The 15,521-nt window shown below is 74.1% G+C and carries 15 protein-coding genes; 10 read left to right on the top strand and 5 right to left on the bottom strand.

What is annotated here, in order from left to right; genetic code table 11:
* Positions 1–30: 30 nt before the first annotated feature.
* Entirely contained in the window at positions 31–594 is a 564-nt protein-coding gene (locus ACFU6K_RS11015) for a hypothetical protein (protein ID WP_380662259.1), read from the bottom strand.
* A 134-nt stretch (positions 595–728) separates the two neighbouring features.
* On the opposite strand from ACFU6K_RS11015, the gene ACFU6K_RS11010 reads away from it, so the two are divergent.
* The 3 genes from ACFU6K_RS11010 to ACFU6K_RS11000 all read left to right on the top strand — a co-directional run bounded on the left by ACFU6K_RS11010 (position 729) and on the right by ACFU6K_RS11000 (position 4,789).
* Positions 729–1,433, top strand: a complete 705-nt coding sequence (locus tag ACFU6K_RS11010) for a response regulator transcription factor (protein ID WP_380662258.1) — start codon at positions 729–731, stop codon at positions 1,431–1,433.
* Positions 1,430–2,956 (top strand): sensor histidine kinase, encoded by a 1,527-nt coding sequence (locus ACFU6K_RS11005; RefSeq protein ID WP_380662257.1) that lies wholly within the window; start codon positions 1,430–1,432, stop codon positions 2,954–2,956. Before ACFU6K_RS11010 ends, ACFU6K_RS11005 begins: the two co-directional genes overlap by 4 nt.
* A gap of 432 nt (positions 2,957–3,388) precedes the next feature.
* Positions 3,389–4,789 (top strand): glycosyltransferase 87 family protein, encoded by a 1,401-nt coding sequence (locus tag ACFU6K_RS11000; protein WP_380662256.1) that lies wholly within the window; start codon positions 3,389–3,391, stop codon positions 4,787–4,789.
* A 179-nt stretch (positions 4,790–4,968) separates the two neighbouring features.
* Here the strand turns inward: ACFU6K_RS11000 and ACFU6K_RS10995 are convergent, their stop codons facing one another.
* Entirely contained in the window at positions 4,969–5,385 is a 417-nt protein-coding gene (locus ACFU6K_RS10995; RefSeq protein WP_380654676.1) for an SsgA family sporulation/cell division regulator, read from the bottom strand.
* A gap of 406 nt (positions 5,386–5,791) precedes the next feature.
* Between ACFU6K_RS10995 and ACFU6K_RS10990 the strand changes: the two genes are divergently transcribed.
* Both ACFU6K_RS10990 and ACFU6K_RS10985 read left to right on the top strand, forming a co-directional pair.
* A complete protein-coding gene (locus tag ACFU6K_RS10990) occupies positions 5,792–7,489 on the top strand; it encodes an RDD family protein (protein WP_380662255.1) in 1,698 nt (565 codons plus the stop codon).
* Between the two features lie 74 nt (positions 7,490–7,563).
* Positions 7,564–8,304, top strand: coding sequence for an RDD family protein (locus ACFU6K_RS10985; protein ID WP_380662254.1), 741 nt, complete (start codon positions 7,564–7,566; stop codon positions 8,302–8,304).
* A gap of 30 nt (positions 8,305–8,334) precedes the next feature.
* Here ACFU6K_RS10985 and ACFU6K_RS10980 read toward each other — a convergent pair whose 3' ends face one another.
* Positions 8,335–8,607, bottom strand: a complete 273-nt coding sequence (locus ACFU6K_RS10980) for a hypothetical protein (RefSeq protein WP_380662253.1) — start codon at positions 8,605–8,607, stop codon at positions 8,335–8,337.
* 266 nt (positions 8,608–8,873) lie between these two features.
* On the opposite strand from ACFU6K_RS10980, the gene ACFU6K_RS10975 reads away from it, so the two are divergent.
* From ACFU6K_RS10975 to mycP, 4 genes are all read left to right on the top strand, one after another.
* Positions 8,874–9,587: an endonuclease V gene (locus tag ACFU6K_RS10975; protein ID WP_380662252.1), complete on the top strand. Its 714-nt coding sequence runs from the start codon at positions 8,874–8,876 to the stop codon at positions 9,585–9,587.
* Between the two features lie 99 nt (positions 9,588–9,686).
* Positions 9,687–10,136 carry a hypothetical protein gene (locus ACFU6K_RS10970; protein WP_380662251.1) on the top strand — a complete coding sequence of 150 codons (450 nt, stop codon included), beginning with the start codon at positions 9,687–9,689 and terminating at the stop codon, positions 10,134–10,136.
* Between the two features lie 37 nt (positions 10,137–10,173).
* Positions 10,174–11,616 (top strand): hypothetical protein, encoded by a 1,443-nt coding sequence (locus tag ACFU6K_RS10965; RefSeq protein WP_380662250.1) that lies wholly within the window; start codon positions 10,174–10,176, stop codon positions 11,614–11,616.
* Between the two features lie 126 nt (positions 11,617–11,742).
* Positions 11,743–12,915: a type VII secretion-associated serine protease mycosin gene (mycP, locus tag ACFU6K_RS10960; RefSeq protein ID WP_380662249.1), complete on the top strand. Its 1,173-nt coding sequence runs from the start codon at positions 11,743–11,745 to the stop codon at positions 12,913–12,915.
* On the opposite strand, the gene ACFU6K_RS10955 is transcribed toward mycP, so the two are convergent.
* A complete protein-coding gene (locus ACFU6K_RS10955) occupies positions 12,909–13,487 on the bottom strand; it encodes a GNAT family N-acetyltransferase (protein WP_380662248.1) in 579 nt (192 codons plus the stop codon). The genes mycP and ACFU6K_RS10955 overlap by 7 nt on opposite strands.
* Before the next feature lie 206 nt (positions 13,488–13,693).
* On the opposite strand from ACFU6K_RS10955, the gene ACFU6K_RS10950 reads away from it, so the two are divergent.
* Positions 13,694–14,290 carry a DinB family protein gene (locus ACFU6K_RS10950; protein WP_380662247.1) on the top strand — a complete coding sequence of 199 codons (597 nt, stop codon included), beginning with the start codon at positions 13,694–13,696 and terminating at the stop codon, positions 14,288–14,290.
* A gap of 63 nt (positions 14,291–14,353) precedes the next feature.
* Here the strand turns inward: ACFU6K_RS10950 and ACFU6K_RS10945 are convergent, their stop codons facing one another.
* Positions 14,354–14,794 carry a hypothetical protein gene (locus tag ACFU6K_RS10945; RefSeq protein WP_049657761.1) on the bottom strand — a complete coding sequence of 147 codons (441 nt, stop codon included), beginning with the start codon at positions 14,792–14,794 and terminating at the stop codon, positions 14,354–14,356.
* Positions 14,795–15,521 lie beyond the last annotated feature (727 nt).

The following is a 15,521-nucleotide window of genomic DNA, read 5'->3' as shown; positions in this document are numbered from 1 at the left end:
GCCACCTGACGGACCGCCGGGGAGGGGCCCTCAGCGGATCGCGGTCTCCACGATCGGCGGGTGGCCGTTCCAGGAGGCGAAGACGGAGTTGGCCTCGTCGCCCCGGGTGAAGTCGACCCGCAGCCACTGGCCGTCGGTCCACACCTGCATCTGCCAGCCCGGGTCCGGGGTGGCGGAGACCAGGGTGGCCCGGTCCGGCTTCAGGTCCAGCGCGACCCTGCCGCCCGGGATCGGGTAGCTCTTCACCGTGGACGTCGTGGTGGCGGTGGGGACGGGCCGGCGGGTGGGCGGCGCGGCGGCGGTGGTGGCGGGGGCCGGGCCGTGCGGGGCGGTGGCGGTGGCGGCGTTGGTGGTGCCGGTGGTCGGGGAGGCCGCCGGGGAAGGGGTCGTGGACCGTGCGGCGGAGCGCGGCTGGTCCGCGGTGGCGGGCGCGGAGTGCAGCGTGCCGTCGGCCTTCGGGGAGGGCAGCGGCAGCGCCGTGGGCCGTTCGAACGCGGCGCCGGTCAGCACCGCGTGCACGCCGAGCCAGGACAGCGCCACCGCCGCCCCGGTGGCCGCCGCCCAGGCGCCGAGCTGTACCAGTCCGTTCCGCATCGTCCGCACATCCTGCCGTATTTCCATACGGATGGAGACCGGCACCCCCGGTATTCAGCAGGGCAGTTGCACAATGTCCGGACCCACCCCCGAGGTACAGACCACTGACCGGCGATGGCGTACCGTGCAGGCCCATGGCAACAGTGCTCGTGGTCGAGGACGACCCCTTCGTACGTTCCGCCCTCATCCGGCACCTGACCGACACCGGTCACGCGGTCCGCAGTGTGGGCACGGCTCTGGAGGCGCTGCGGGAGGTCGCCCAGGTCGGCTGTGACCTGGTGATCCTCGACCTCGGGCTGCCCGACCTGGACGGCAGCGAGGCGCTCAAGATGATCCGGGGCCTGACCAACGTTCCGGTGATCATCTCCACCGCCCGGGACGACGAGGCCGAGATCATCCGACTGCTCAACGACGGCGCCGACGACTACCTGGTGAAACCTTTCTCCGGGGAGCACCTCAGCGCCCGGATGACCGCCGTGCTGCGCCGCTTCGGCAGCGGCGCGGCCCCCGTCGCCCAGGTGCTGCGGGTCGGCGGACTGGCCATCGACCTCCAGCGGCGGGAGGCCGCGCTGGACGGACGGCCGCTCGACCTGACCCGCCGTGAGTTCGACCTGCTGGCCTTCCTGGCCGCCCGGCCCGGCGTGGTGGTGCCGCGCAAGGAGATCCTCGCCGAGGTCTGGCAGCAGACCTACGGCGGCGACCAGACCATCGACGTCCACCTCTCCTGGCTGCGCCGCAAGCTCGGCGAGACCGCCTCCAACCCCCGCTACCTGCACACCGTCCGGGGCGTCGGGGTCCGGCTGGAAGCCGCCGGAGGCCTCGCGGAGCACCGGACATGAGGCGGTTCGGGCGCTCGCTGCGCTGGGCCCTGATCAAGGCCGCGGTGGCCGGGACCACCATGGTCGCGCTGGCCTTCCTGATCCCGCTCGGGCTGATGGTCCAACAGACCGCGCGGGACCGGGCCTTCACCGCCGCCGAGCGGCAGGCCGCGGCGCTCGGGCCGGCCCTGGCGATCACCACCGACGAGGACGCGGTCAACCGGGCCCTGGCCAGTACGGACGCGGGCGGGCAGGGGCGGATGGCGGTGCACCTTCCGGCGGCCGGGCAGCCCGCCGGGGCGGGCGGCGCCGACACGGCCCACGGCGGCGGGGGCGGCCCCGGGACGGTGGCCGCCGGGACGGGCGGGGTCGGCCCGGGTGCGGCGGCCGCCGGGACCGGCGAGCCCGAGGGCCCGATGCTGGGGGAGGGGCGCGCCGCCGCGGCCGACGTGGCCACGGCCGGCGGGCAGGGCCGCTCCTTCACCGTGAAGGTGGCCGGCGGGTACGCCCTGCTCCAGCCGGTCGCGGTGGACACCGGACGGACCGCGGTGGTCGAGGTGTTCGTGGCCGAGAGCGACCTCACCCGGGGCGTCGCCACCGCCTGGCAGGTGCTCTCCGCCGTGGCGCTCGGCCTGGTCGCCATCTCGGTGCTGGTCGCCGACCGGATGGGCAGCCGCATCGTCGCCTCCGCGCGGAAGCTCGCCGCCGCCGCCCGCTCGCTCGGCGCCGGGAACCTCTCGGTGCGGGTCCCGGTGGAGGGCCGGCAGGTCGCGGGCAGTCCGGAGGAGCTGCGCGAGGCCGGCCAGGCGTTCAACACCATGGCCGACCGGGTGGTCCAACTCCTCGCCGCCGAACGGGAACTGGCCGCGGACCTGTCGCACCGGCTGCGCACCCCGCTGACCGTGCTGCGGCTCAACGCCGCCTCGCTGGGCGAGGGCGACGCGGCCGACGCCACCCGGCACGCGGTCGCCCAACTGGAGCGCGAGGTCGACCAGATCATCCGCTCGGCCCGCCGCGCCCCCGAGGACGCGCCCGTCGTCGCGGTCGGCTGCGACGCCGCCGAGGTGATCCGGGAGCGGGTCGCCTTCTGGTCGGCGCTGGCCGAGGACGAGGGGCGCCGCTGGCAGCTGGCCGGCGCCGAGCGGGCGGCGCCGGTGCCCGTCCAGCGCGGCGACCTGGCGGCCGCCGTCGACGCGCTGCTCGGCAACGTCTTCCGGCACACCGCCGTCGGCACCGCCTTCGCGGTAGACGTGCTGGCCACCGACTGCTCGGTGATCGTGCTGGTCGGCGACGCCGGAGCGGGGTACAGCGACCCGGCCGCCGCCCTCAAGCGCGGCGAGGGGCACGGCGGCGAGGGCTCCACCGGCCTCGGCCTGGACATCGTCCGCAAGCTCGCCGAGTCCACCGGCGGCGACGTCGCGCTCGGCCGCTCCGCGGTGCTCGGCGGCGCCGAGACCCGGCTGCGGCTGCGCACCGGGCCGCAGGAGGCGGCGCCCGCGCGGGGCGGACGGCGGCGGACCCGGGGCGCGCTGTTCCAGAAGTGACGGCGGTCCGGGGCGGCGTTGCGTCCGGCGGGGCGTCCGGTGGGACGGCGGTCGCGAGCCCTTCCTTAACGGCGGCCTAAGGGACCTCTACCGCTCGCTCAGCCCGCCCGTCGCGCCCCCGGGCCACCGCTAGCGTCGGTCGCGCCGACCTCCACCCCGGCGCCGACCCCCACCCCGGCCGTCACCCCCACGGCGACCGGTGTGCCCGTTCCCCCGGTCGGCGCCGGGGCCGGATGCGCCCTGTGCGCGGACACCCCGCTCCACCCGCCGTACGACCTGGTCGCAGGGGGCCCTGGCCGTTCGTGCTCCGCCGACGGCGGAGGACGGCTGGTCAGGGCAGCTTTGTCACGCCGGGTAGTCGATCGTGTCCGGTTCCGCCCGGACGGCATCCGGTATCGTCGCTGGTTGGCCCAGCCGTGGACGGAGTGGACAGTGACAGCGGTGCAAGACGAGCGCAGCCCGGTGCGGACCGCACCCGACCCCTCGCCCGCCCCCCTGTCGGACCGGCTGCGCCGGTCCCTCGGCGCCCCCGTCCGGGCACTGCGCGAGGCCCCCCGCCGCCCGTTGCTGGCGGCCTCCGCCGTGGCGCTGCTGTCCCTGCTGGTGTACGCGGTGGTCCGCCACTTCGTGCACACCTCGATGGTGGACATGATCGTCTACCGGGCCGAGGGCGCCGCCGTGGCCAACGGCACCGACCTGTACGCCCTGCGCGTCACCGAGTGGAACCTGCCCGCGACGTACCCGCCGTTCGCGGCGATGCTGTTCGTCCCGACCACCTGGTTCCCGGTCCCCTTCCTCCGGGTGGCGATCACTCTCGGCAACCTCGGGCTGCTCGCCCTGCTGACCCACCTGTCCTTCAAGCTGGTCGGCTGGCCGCGCCGCGAGCTGCGGCCGATCGGCGTGGTCCTGGTGACCGGCCTCGGGGTCTGGCTCGAACCGGTCTTCACCACGCTCCGTTACGGCCAGATCAACCTCGCGCTGGCCTGCCTGATCCTCTGGGACCTCACCCGCCCGGACGGGCGGCGGAGCAAGGGCGTGGCGATCGGCATCGCCGCCGGCATCAAGCTCACCCCCGGCCTGTTCGCGGTCTACCTGCTGATCACCGGACGGATCCGGGCCGCCTTCGTGGCCGGCCTCACCTTCCTCGGCACCTTCCTGCTCGGCGCCCTGGTCCTGCCCGACGCCACCTGGGGCTTCTGGACCAAGTACCTCTACGACTCCTCCCGGGTCGGCAAGACCTGGATCGTCGACAACCAGTCGATGCGCGGCGCCTTCGCCCGCCTGCTGCACAGCGCCGACCCCGGCACCGTCGCCACCCTCGGGGCCGGCCTGGTCGTGGTCGCCGGCCTCGCCGTCGCCGCCTGGGCCGCGCGCAGCGGCCGCTGGCTGCCCCGGGCCGAGGCCTGGGGCGTCTGCTGCGCGGCCGTCACCGCCGTCCTGATCTCGCCGATCAGCTGGACCCACCACTGGGTCTGGTGCGTGCCGATGCTCGTCCTGCTCGCCGCCGAGGCCTCGGTCGAGCACGCCCGCCCGGCCGGCGTCCGCCGACTGCGCTGGCGGGCCGCCTTCTGGGCCACGCTGGTCGCCTTCCTGTCCTTCGCGATGTGGGCCGCGAAGCCGGTCGGCCTGGCCGTCCTCGACATGTCACCGTGGCGCCAGCTGCCGACCTCCGTCTACCCGTGGGTCGGACTCTGCTTCCTGCTCGCCGCGGCCGTCCGGATAAGGGCCCGACGGCGCTCGGCCGGCGCGCCGCTGGTCCGGCTGCCCGGACAGCGGGAGACCGGCGGCCCGGACGCCGCCCGCGGTCGTCAGCAGGCCCCCGCGGCCCGCTGAGCCGGCGGGGGCGCCGCTCCTGCTTCCCTGTTCCCGGGCCTGGCGCGCCTGGCGCTCCTGCCGCTTTTCCGGCCGAGCCCGCTGCCCGTGCTCGTGGTCGCGGTCGTGGCCGTGGCCGTGGTCTCGCGGGTGTCCGTTTCCGTGCTGCTGGACGTGCCGGTGCACGCTGCGGCGCACGCCTAGGCGAGCAGCTCGGCGAGCGAGCCGTCCATGTCCAGCGCGGCCAGCTCGCTGCCCGGCGGGACCAGCCGGTGCGCCCGCTCCAGCCAGGCCGCGACGACCGGCAGCGGGGCCTCCAGCAGGGCGTCCCCGGCGGGCGAGCTCAGGGCCAGACAGAGCACGCTGCGCCGGCCCGAGCGGGTCGGCCAGATCCGCACGTCGCCCTGGCCGCACGGGCGGAAGGTGCCCTCGACCAGCAGCTCGCGGGCGAACACCCAGGTCACCGGGGAACCGGTGTCCAGGTGGAAGGTGATGTACACCGCGTACGGGTCGTGGCTGCCGTAGGACAGTCGGGCCGGGACCGGGACGCTGTGCTCCGGCGAGAGCACCAGGTTGAGCTCCAGCTCGTGCTCGACGACGCTGACGGGACGCTCCATGATCGTCTTCCTCTCTGCCTTCGGGCGGTGCCCGGTTCCGGGCCCCTGTGACCTTTGAGAGGGCGGTCCGCACCGGCTCTTACACACGTTTCCGGGATTTCTTCGGGAAGTTTGGTGAGGGGTGGTGAACGGCGGGTGGCACGGCGCGCGGGTCATCGTCGTGCGCTGGGTTCCTTACCTTGAGCCACCCTCCGCTGTCCGGGGATTCGCGAACTTTCCGTCACGGCTTCGGTGAGGTACTACCCTTTGTGACTGCCCGGCGACTGTCCGCCCATCGGTGACGCCCCCACGTGCGCCGAACGCCGGGCGCGCGCCTGGTCGTGCGCGCGGGGGGACGCGTCTGCGGTGGTCGGGCCCGGTCGGCCCGCACCGTCCTCGTCAGGCCCTGCCAGGAAAGAAGACCCCCATGACGGACCGCCCCTTCGCCGCCGACGGCGACCCGGCCGTCGCACCCGAGCCCGGCTACTACCCCGACCCCTCCATCCCCGGCTTCATCCGGTACTGGGGCGGCTCGGCCTGGGTGCCCGGCACCAGCCGGCCCGCGCCCGCCGAGGGCGAGATGCCGGCGCCGCCCCGGTACGCGACCCGCCCTCCCGTCCCGGGCGGGCCGGCGGCGCGGGCGGTGCCGCCGCCGGTGGTGCTGCTGGAGACGGTGGCGCCGGAGGCGGGCGGTGCGGGGCTGGTGGCCCCGGAACCGATGGCCCTGGGAGCGGTGCCGCCGGGGGCGGTTCCCCCGGGGACGGCGCCTTCCGGGGCGGTGCCTTCGGGGTCCGTGGCGGAGGTGCGGGGCGGGCTGCCGGCGGGCGGGGGCGACACCGGGCCGGTGTACTTCGACCAGACCTCGGGCGGGGCGTCCTTCGTGCTCGGGCCGAGGGTGGCGGAGGTGATCGGCGGCCCGGTGTTCCGGACAGTCGACGGGCCGGGGGTGCTGTCGGGGGTTGCGCCGGGGGTGCCGTCCGGGGCGTCCTGCGGTGCGTCGTCCGGGGCGCCGTCGGGCTTCGTCGGTGCCGAGCCGCCCGGGGCCGTGGACGCGCCGGTGGCCGTCGGTGCGGCGCCCGAGACGGCCCCGGTCCCGGGGTCGGCCCCGGCTCCGGCACCGACCCCCGCTCCGGTCGCCGGGGGGTTCGAGTCCGGCTGGCAGGCCGATCCGCGGGCGCAGCGGGGCCTGATGGAGACGGGCGACGCGCCGCGTTGGGTCTCCTGGGGGGTGCTTCCGGAGGCGCCCGATGCGGAGCAGGGGCGTGCGGAGCCCAAGCGTGCTCCGATTGCCGCGGAGCTGGCCGCCACCGGCGCTCCCGCCGTGGCGGTGGCGGTGCGGGAGGCCCCGGTGCCGGCCGTCCTGGCCTCCGGCCCGGTGCCGGTGGTCGGCAAGGAGGCGGTCCAGAGCCCGATGCAGGCCCCGGTCCCGGTCCCGGTCCCGGCCGCGACCGCGGTCGCCTCGAAGCCCCAGGCCGGGGTGGCGGCGACCGCCTCCGCCCACGTCGCTCCGCTTCCCGCCGTACGGGCGGTCCGGGAGACCGCCGTCCAGCCCCGCCCGTCCGCGGCCACCCCCGTCCCCGCGTCCTCCCGGGCCACCCGGACCTCCCGAGACGCCCGGACCACCCGGATCCCCGGCCCGGCCGGCCTCGGCCGCCGGCTGGCCGCGCGGACGGTGGACACCGCCGTGCTGCTGGTGGTCGCGGTCGCCGCCGGGATCCCGCTCGGCCGCTCGGTCTCCGACCACCTCCAGCAGAAGGTCGACCAGGCCCGGATGGCCAGCGCCCTCACCCGGCGCCAGGTCCAGGTCTGGCTGGTGGACGACGTGGTGCTGGGCAAGATCGCCGTGCTGATCGGCATCCTGCTGTTCGTCAGCCTGCTCTACGAGGTGCTGCCGGTCGCCCGCACCGGACAGACTTTCGGCAAGCGGATCGTCCGGATCCGCGTGGTGGACGCGGCCACCCCCGCGGCCCGCACCAGGCTGAGCCTCGGCCGCTCGCTGCTCCGCTGGGCCGTGCGGCAGCTGGGCGCGGTGCTGCTGCTCGGCCTGGTCTGGCCGGTGTTCGACCGTACGGCGCGGCGGGGCTGGCAGGACCGCGCGGCCCGTACCCGGGTGGTGCGCGGCTGAGGGCCGGTGGGGCCCGGTGCAAAACGGACAAAATGTCCCGAACATCGAGAATGTGCGATGTTCTACTCGGGGGCATGAGCACCCACGACCCCTCAGGCCCCCAGCCGGAGGGGGGCGGTACGCCCTCCTTCGACAAGCAGCCCCCGCAGCCGGGCGGCGGCACGCCGGAAGGCGAGCCGTCGGGCCCGACCCCGTCCCGCGACCCGTCCGGTGACCGGTCCGGCGGCCCCGGCCCCTACCAGGGCACCTACGGCGGGAGCCCGTACGGCGAACCGACCCCCGGTCAGGCCCCGTACGGCCAGAACCCCTACGACCAGCCGCCGCCCGGCCAGGGCACCGGTTACGGCCCCGGCGCGTACGGTACCCCCGGCGCCGGCCCCGTCCCCGGCATGCCGCCGATCGGCACCTGGCCCAAGCGGTTCCTCGCCCGGCTGATCGACTACCTCCTGATGCAGGCCGTCGGCGTGATCATCGTGGGCCCCTTCACCGACCTCAGCACGCGCAACGGCTCCACCGAGGCGTTCTGGCTCGGCTGCGCCATCTACCTCCTCTACGAGGCCCTGATGCTCAGCCGGGACGGCCAGACCCTCGGCAAGAAGGCGATGAAGATCCGCGTCGCCATGCTCGTCGACGGGAACAAGCCCACCCAGTCCGCCGCCTGGACCCGCGCCGCCGTCTTCATCCTCCCGGCCGTGCTCTGCTGCGCCGCGCTCTGGTGGATCGTCGACGGCCTCTTCGGCGTCTTCGACAAGCCCTACCGGCAGTGCCTGCACGACAAGGCCGCGAAGACCGTGGTGGTCACCACGGAGGTCTGAGCGGCGCGGCGGGACGCGCCCGGCGGCGGATCAGCGCTGCCGGGCGTACGCGTGCCCGGCAGCGGCCGCGGTGCGGCGGGGCGCCCCGGCCGGATCCGCGGGACCCGACGCCACGGTGGCGGCCCTGGCCGCGGCGGCGGACATCGAAAGCACCGTCACCACGGTGCCGAGCGCCAGCGCGAACCCCACCAGCACCACGACCGCCAGGACGCCCGAGGCGCCCGAAACGGCCAGCAGTGCCACCGTGGTGGCGACGACGGTGAACGAGCCGAGGCAGGCCTGGGCGACGGAGGGGCGCGGCATGGCGGGGGTCCTTCGCACGTCGGGGGAAACGGGCGGGAGTGGTGCCGGTTCCGGTGGTGCTACCCCGCGGGGAGGACGGGTACGTCCAGGCTAGCCCTCGGAGGCGGGGGCACAGGGGGCGCACGGGCTCACCCCGGGGTCGTCCGGCCCGGTCGGTACGGTGAACCGGCACCTGCCGAGCACTGCCGAGCACCAGGCGCCACCGCAGACCACGTACCACCGCAGACCACGTACCACCGAACACCACGTACCCGGGGGAACCGACCATGCCCATCCCCGCCGACTGGCCCACCACCGAGGCCGAGGCACTCGCCGAACAGGAGCGGCTGCGCCCGCTCGTCCAGCCCCACGACGACCCGGGCCGAGGCCCCGGCGCCCCCGGCACCCTGATCGCCGGCGTGGACGTCGCCTACGACGACGAGCACGACCTCGTCGCCGCCGCGGCCGTCCTGCTCGACCGCGACACCCTGGACGTCGTCGAACAGGCCACCGCCGTCGGCCGGATCGCCTTCCCGTACGTCCCCGGACTGCTCGCCTTCCGCGAAATCCCCGCCGTCCTCGACGCGTTGGCCGCACTCACCCGCACCCCCGACACCGTCGTCTGCGACGGCTACGGCCTCGCCCACCCCCGCCGCCTCGGCCTGGCCAGCCACCTCGGCGTCCTCACCGGCCTCCGAACCCTCGGCGTCGCCAAGACCCCCTTCACCTTCGACCACCACGAACCCGACGCACCACGCGGCTCCTGGACCCCCCTCACCGACCCCGCCACCGGCGAGGAGGTCGGCCGCGCCGTACGCACCAGGGCCGGCGTCAAACCCGTCTTCGTCTCCGTCGGCCACCGCACCGACCTCGACACCGCCGTCCGCACCACCCTCGACCTCGCCCGCCACTACCGCCTCCCCGAAACCACCCGGCACGCCGACTCGCTCTGCCGCCGCGCCCTCGCCGACGCCCGGCGCACCGGGACGAACGCGAACTGACCATGCCCAGGGCGGGATTCGGGCCCGGTGTGTTAGACATGAGACACCGGGGCCCGGCCCCGGCCGCCAGGGGGACGGACGCACGGGGGAGGCGCCGACATGGGACCAGGGACCACCGGTACCGGATCGACCGGCGGAGCCGGACAGGGCTACCGCATCGAGGTCGAACAGCTCCGCGCCTTCGCCGGCCAAGTACGGCTGCTGCTCGCCGACTTCCAGAAGCACGCCGACGGCACCGACGCCCACGGCCGCAGCGGCATCGGCAAGACCGCCTTCGGGACCTTCGCCGAGGCCACCGAGATCCACGGCCGCTACGGCACCATGCGGGACGCGCTGCGCGACGTCCTCAACCAGCTCCAGGAAGCCGTGAACGAGGCCCAGCAGAAGGCCGACCTCACCGCCACCAACTACGAGGAGCAGGACCAGCACACCGCCACGAAGCTCAAGCTCGGCGACGACGGCTGGTCCGTCGCCCACCCCTCCGCGAGCAGCCAGGCCGCGGCCCAGCAGAACCGCACCCCGTCCACCCGCGGCAACGCCACCGTCTGACCGCCGCCCGCCCGCCCCGAACGGAGGCCGACCGCCCGTGGTCTACACCGACTTCACCAAGTACAGCCACGCCCAGCTCCGCACCATGGCACAGGCCCTCGACCCCGGCGCGGTGATGGCCGCCGGCGACCCCTGGCGCAAGGCCGCCGACACCCTCAAGCAGATCCGTCAGACCCTCACCAAGGCCAGCACCGAAGCCGCCACCTCCTGGGAAGGCACCACCAGCGACGCCTTCCACACCCGCATGCTCACCCTGGCCGCCAGCATCAACAACGCCGCCGCCTATGCCAACGACGCGGCCAACATCCTCCACAACACCTCCGAAGCCATGGCCAAGGCCAAGCGCGACATGCCCGAGGAACCCGGCAACTGGGACAAGGTCAAGGACACCGTCGGCGACGCCCTCTTCGGCGACGACGACGAACACATCCCCCTCGCCGACCGCAAGAAGGCCGAAGCGGCCGCCATCATGCAGACCCTCGCCATGCACTACCGCATCGCCACCCCGGCCCTGAAGTCCCCGCCGCCGTACGACCCGAAGAAGCCGCCGCCGGTGAATCCCGGGGGGCGGGACGACTTCTCCGACCAGACTGCCAGTGATCAGAGTGCGTTCGTCGCGGCGGGCGGTGTGATGACCGGTATGGGTGCCGGCAACCTGCACGCGGCCGGAGGGCCCTTCGGCAAGCCCGTGGATGCCCCAGCAGTGCCCCGGAGTCGTAGCGTGAGCAGCGGCGGTGCTGCTTCTAAGCCGTCGACAAGCTCAGGAAGCACGCCGATTCCCTCGGACCCCGGGATCAAGGGCGGAACGGCCCAGGCGTCAGGGAAGCCTGGGGTTGCCAACTACGGCGCGGGAACGGCTGTTGACGGCGGCGTGAACACCGTCGCGAAGCCGACTGCGGCCGGGTCGTCGCCGACTGGTGTTGCGGGTACGCCAGCCCCCACCGCACCGGGACCACAGACCGGTGCCGGCCCCACGTGGCTCGGGCCTGGAAAGGGAGACACGGTGCCCGGTCTGTTCACCGGCGGAAGGGAGATGCAACCGTTCGTCGAGCGGGAGGCATTCGGCCGGAGTGATCAACGGGGAGGGACGGGCGAGGTTCGTGGCGGCGCTGCACGGGGTGCTGAGGGGATCCACGGAGGCAGTCCTGGCCCGGTCGGCCCCGGATCCGGCCGACCGGGCGGCGCCGTTGTGGGCGACGGTGGGCGAGCGGTACCAGGAGGCAAGGCATCCGCGGGTGAAGCGGCGTCTGGCAGCAAGCGGGCCTTCACCGAGGGCGGTTCCGGCCTGGGGCAGCGCAACCGACTTCGGGCGGAGCCGACAGCTGCCTCTGGAGCTTCCTCGGGGTCTGCAGTTCCGTTCGGAGGGGCTCATGGGCGCGTCAAGGACAAGGAGAAGGTCAGAAACCGACCGGACTACCTGGTGGAGGACGAGGAGACCTGGGCATCGGGGGAGTCCGCCAACCCGAACGTGGTGAAATGACCCTGGTCCTTCAGGAGACCGGGTGATTCGATCGGGGCCCTCGTGGTTCGTGGACCACAGGGGCTACCGCTGTGCTGAGTGGGGTGACCAGCCTTGGGAGACCGGCGGCTTCGGCGTGGGGCGGCTGTGCTGACAGTTGGCGGCCTGGTCGTCGGGATCGGAGCGGGGCCGGCCTGTGCGGACGGCACGCGTGACGCGCAATGGGTGTTGACCGGCTACCGGGCCGACAGCACGCTGTGGCCAGTGTCGCAGGGCAGCGGTGTCACCGTTGCCGTCATCGACAGCGGCGTGATGAAGGGACATCAGGACCTGGCGGGTCAGATCCTGCCCGGAGCCGACTTCACCGGCGAGGGCAGCGACGGCACGGTCGACAAGGACGGCCATGGCACTGGGATGGCCAGTCTCATCGCGGGCCGTGGGCATGGCGATAACGCGGGAATCATGGGCCTGGCGCCCGAGGCCAAGATCCTTCCCGTGAGGGTGAGCTGGACCTCCACCGACACCGTGGCGCAGAGCGGCCTGGCAAAGGGGATTCGGTTCGCGGTGGACCACGGCGCCAAGGTGGTCAACATGTCGATCGGCGGTTACTCGGGAACCGATCAGGAGACGAGGGCGGCGGTCAAGTACGCCGTCGACCATGATGTCGTCCTCGTCGCGTCCAACGGGAACAGTGGGCAACAGGCTGCGCCCGTCGAGTACCCGGCCGCATTTCCGGGTGTGGTGGCGGTCGGTGCGGTGGACCGGCAGGGACACCTGTGGGAGAAGTCGACGTACGGCCCGGAGACCACGCTGGCAGCTCCCGGAGCGGAGATCTACCGGGCGAGTGCGAAGTCCTCGGCAGGCTACGGGGTCGCTAATGGCACCTCGGACGCCGCCGCCTACGTGTCCGGCACTGTGGCGTTGATCAGGGCGAAGTTCCCGAACCTGTCGGCCGGGCAGGTGGTCAATCGGATGATCAAGACGGCCACTCCTCCGGCTGACGGTTCTGTGGTGCCGAGTGACCGGTACGGGTACGGGGTTCTGGCGCCGGCGAAGGCGTTGGAGGCGAATCCTGCCGTTGACAACGGGCCTCGGGAGAATCCGCTGGTGGGGCGGAAGGAGTCGCAGGGGGCGCCGCCCATGGACGAGCCGACGGATGGGGCTTCGGAGGAGGCTGTCTATCCCGGTGCGGATGGTGGCGGGAGCGGCGGGAACGGGGTCGGGGTGGTCGTGGGGGCGGCGGCCGGGGGGTTGGTGTTGGTGGCTGTCCTCGTCGGGGTGCTCGTGGTGCGGCGGCGGGGTCGGCGGGCGGGTCAGTGAGTGGCGAGCCATTCGTCGCGTAGGGCGGCCATCTGGAGGACGTCCCAGTAGCGGTCGTCCCAGTGGTGGGCTTGGCGGGAGCGGCCTTCGAGGGTGAAGCCGGACTTGCGGTAGGAGTGGGCGGCGCGTTCGTTGTACTCGAAGACTTCGAGGTGGACGCGGTGGAGGCGGATGGTCTCGAAGGCGTGGCGCAGGACCAGGAGGGTGGTCTCGGTGCCGATGCCGCGGCCGGTGTGGCCCGGGGTGAGGGCGATCCGGTAGCTGGCGGAGGAGTTGTCGGGGTCGACGTCGGTGAGGGCGGTTTCGCCGAGGAAGCGGCCGGTGGCGGGGTCTTCGACGGCGAGGTCGAGGCGGTCGGGCTGTTCGGCGCGGGTGGTGCACCACTGGTGGATCTGGTCGCGGGTGAAGGCGGTGCGGGTGCCGGTGAGCCGGTTGGTGGCCTCGTCGGCGCAGAGCTCCCACATCGGGTCGGTGTGCCGTCCGTCGAGGGGGACGAGCCGGATGGTGGGGCCGTGCAGGGTGGGCTTCACGGCGAGGGCGGCGAGATCGGCGAGATCGGCGAGATCGGTCATGGCGGCCAGGATGGATGTTCGGCTTCCGGTTCGTCCACGTATTTAGTCCTGGCGCGCGGGCGCGCACCGGTTGGGGTGCGCGCGGGGACGGGGGCGCGTGTTGAGGGGACGCGCCGGGTGAATGCGCCGGGGGGTGGCAGTATTTCGGCGACCGCTGGCGTCATTGCCGCTGGTGGGGTTCCCCCGGGGGCGGAGATGCTGGGCCCATGAGCACTCCTGAGCGCACGCGGGTCGAGAGCACGCCGATCGCCGCCACGAACACCGTCGACGACGGGATCGTCCCCGACACCAAGGACTGGACCTGGGTGCTGGAACGCCCTTGCCCCGACTGCGGGTTGGACACTCCGCGGGTGGTGCGGGAGGACGTCGCCGGGATGGTCCGGGCCAATGCGGAGGGCTGGCTGGCGGTGCTGGCGGGGGACGTGGACGGGTTGCGCCGGCGGCCGGCTCCGGGGGTGTGGTCGGACCTGGAGTACGCGTGCCACGTCCGGGACGTCTTCCGGCTGTTCGACGTCCGGCTGAACCTGATGCTGGACCTGGACGACCCGCTGTTCCCCAACTGGGACCAGGACGAGACGGCCGTCGCCGAGCGCTACGGGGAGCAGGACCCGACGGTGGTGGCCGGGGAACTGGCGGAGGCCGCGGAGACGCTCGCCGCCGCTTTCGAGCGGGTGGCGGGGGCGCAGTGGGCGCGGACCGGGAACCGCGGCGACGGGGCGCGGTTCACGGTCGAGTCGTTCTCCCGGTACCTGGTCCACGACCCGGTGCACCACCTGTTCGACGTGACGGGCGAGCGGGTCTGAAGCCGGGCCTGAAGCCGGGTCTGGAGTCGGGCCTGAAGCCGGGTCTGGTGCCGGGGCGCGGGGTCACCAGCCGGAGGCCTCGCGCAGCATGGTGCGGCGCAGCCGTCCGGCCACGCTGGCGGCGTCGGTGCCGATGACGTCGGCGATCTCGGGGGCGGCGAGGCCGACGACGTAGTGCAGGATCGCCAGGTCGTCGTCGGCCGGGTGGCGGTCCGGGGCGGGGGTCGCCTGGCGGGTGTGGTCGGCGACGGTGCCGCGCAGGATCTCCCAGGCGTGCGCGGTGGGGTTGGAGCTGCCCATCAACTCCCGCCAGTGCACCGCGATTTCCGCGAAGGCCTGCTGGACGGCGACGGCCGCGGCGCTGTGCTCGGTCAGCCACACGCGCGCGTAGCTGAGGTACCGGGGGCGGTGGAGTTCGCAGAACGCGGTGAACTCCAGGGGCACCTCCGCCGGCTCGCCGGGCCTCGGGGGCGGCTCGGCTGAACTCTCGTGACGGTTGGTCATCTCGGCTTCTCGAAAAGGGAGATGGGTTTCTGACGGTCGATCATCTGTGCTCACTCTACGGTAGGCCCTCGGTGCGCTGGGTGACCAATCCGATGGAATGCCCGGAACCCGCCGCCGCCAGGCCGGTTCCGGTGGCGACCGGGTGCGGCGCGGCGGCGGGACGGCCGGGCGGGGGGCCGGCGAGGGCCGGTGGGGCGGTGCTGCGCAGTGGCGCGGGAGTCGTAGGTGCGAGCGTGTCGCGGCTGGTCAGAGGGTGTGGGGCGACGGCGGCCGCAGAGCGGTTGATGTGCCACCGTAGGCCCTGTGGAGGCTGGCGTCCACGCCCGGGGCGCGAACCTGGGTGCGCACAACCACCCGCACAACCGCACTCACGATCGCGGGGAAGATCGCCACGGAAGAGGGCATGGTCGTCACCGCGATGACGGCCGCGCGGGTGGGCCGGACGGCGTGCGCGGAACGGGCGCGCCGTGGACGCGGTGGACCCGGCACCCGCCGCGCGCCGGGGCGGAGGGCGCGGTGGTGGGGCGGCCGTCGGACGGGGTGGTCCCGCGACCGCCGGTGTGCCGCCGGGCACGTCCGCCACACCCCGGCGGCCCGGATCGGGCCGGGCGGAACGCCGGGGGCGGGGAGGGCGGGCGGAGCGGCCGGCTGTCCGTCAGGAGGTCGTCCGGGCCTCCGTGGGGGAGATCCGGTCGGCGGCGGTGTCCCGCTCGACCTGGGTCGGGAA

This window comes from Kitasatospora sp. NPDC057512 (assembly GCF_042802135.1).
In the GTDB taxonomy this organism is placed as follows: Bacteria; Actinomycetota; Actinomycetes; order Streptomycetales; family Streptomycetaceae; genus Kitasatospora.
This window is presented reverse-complemented; position numbering and strand designations above follow the sequence as displayed.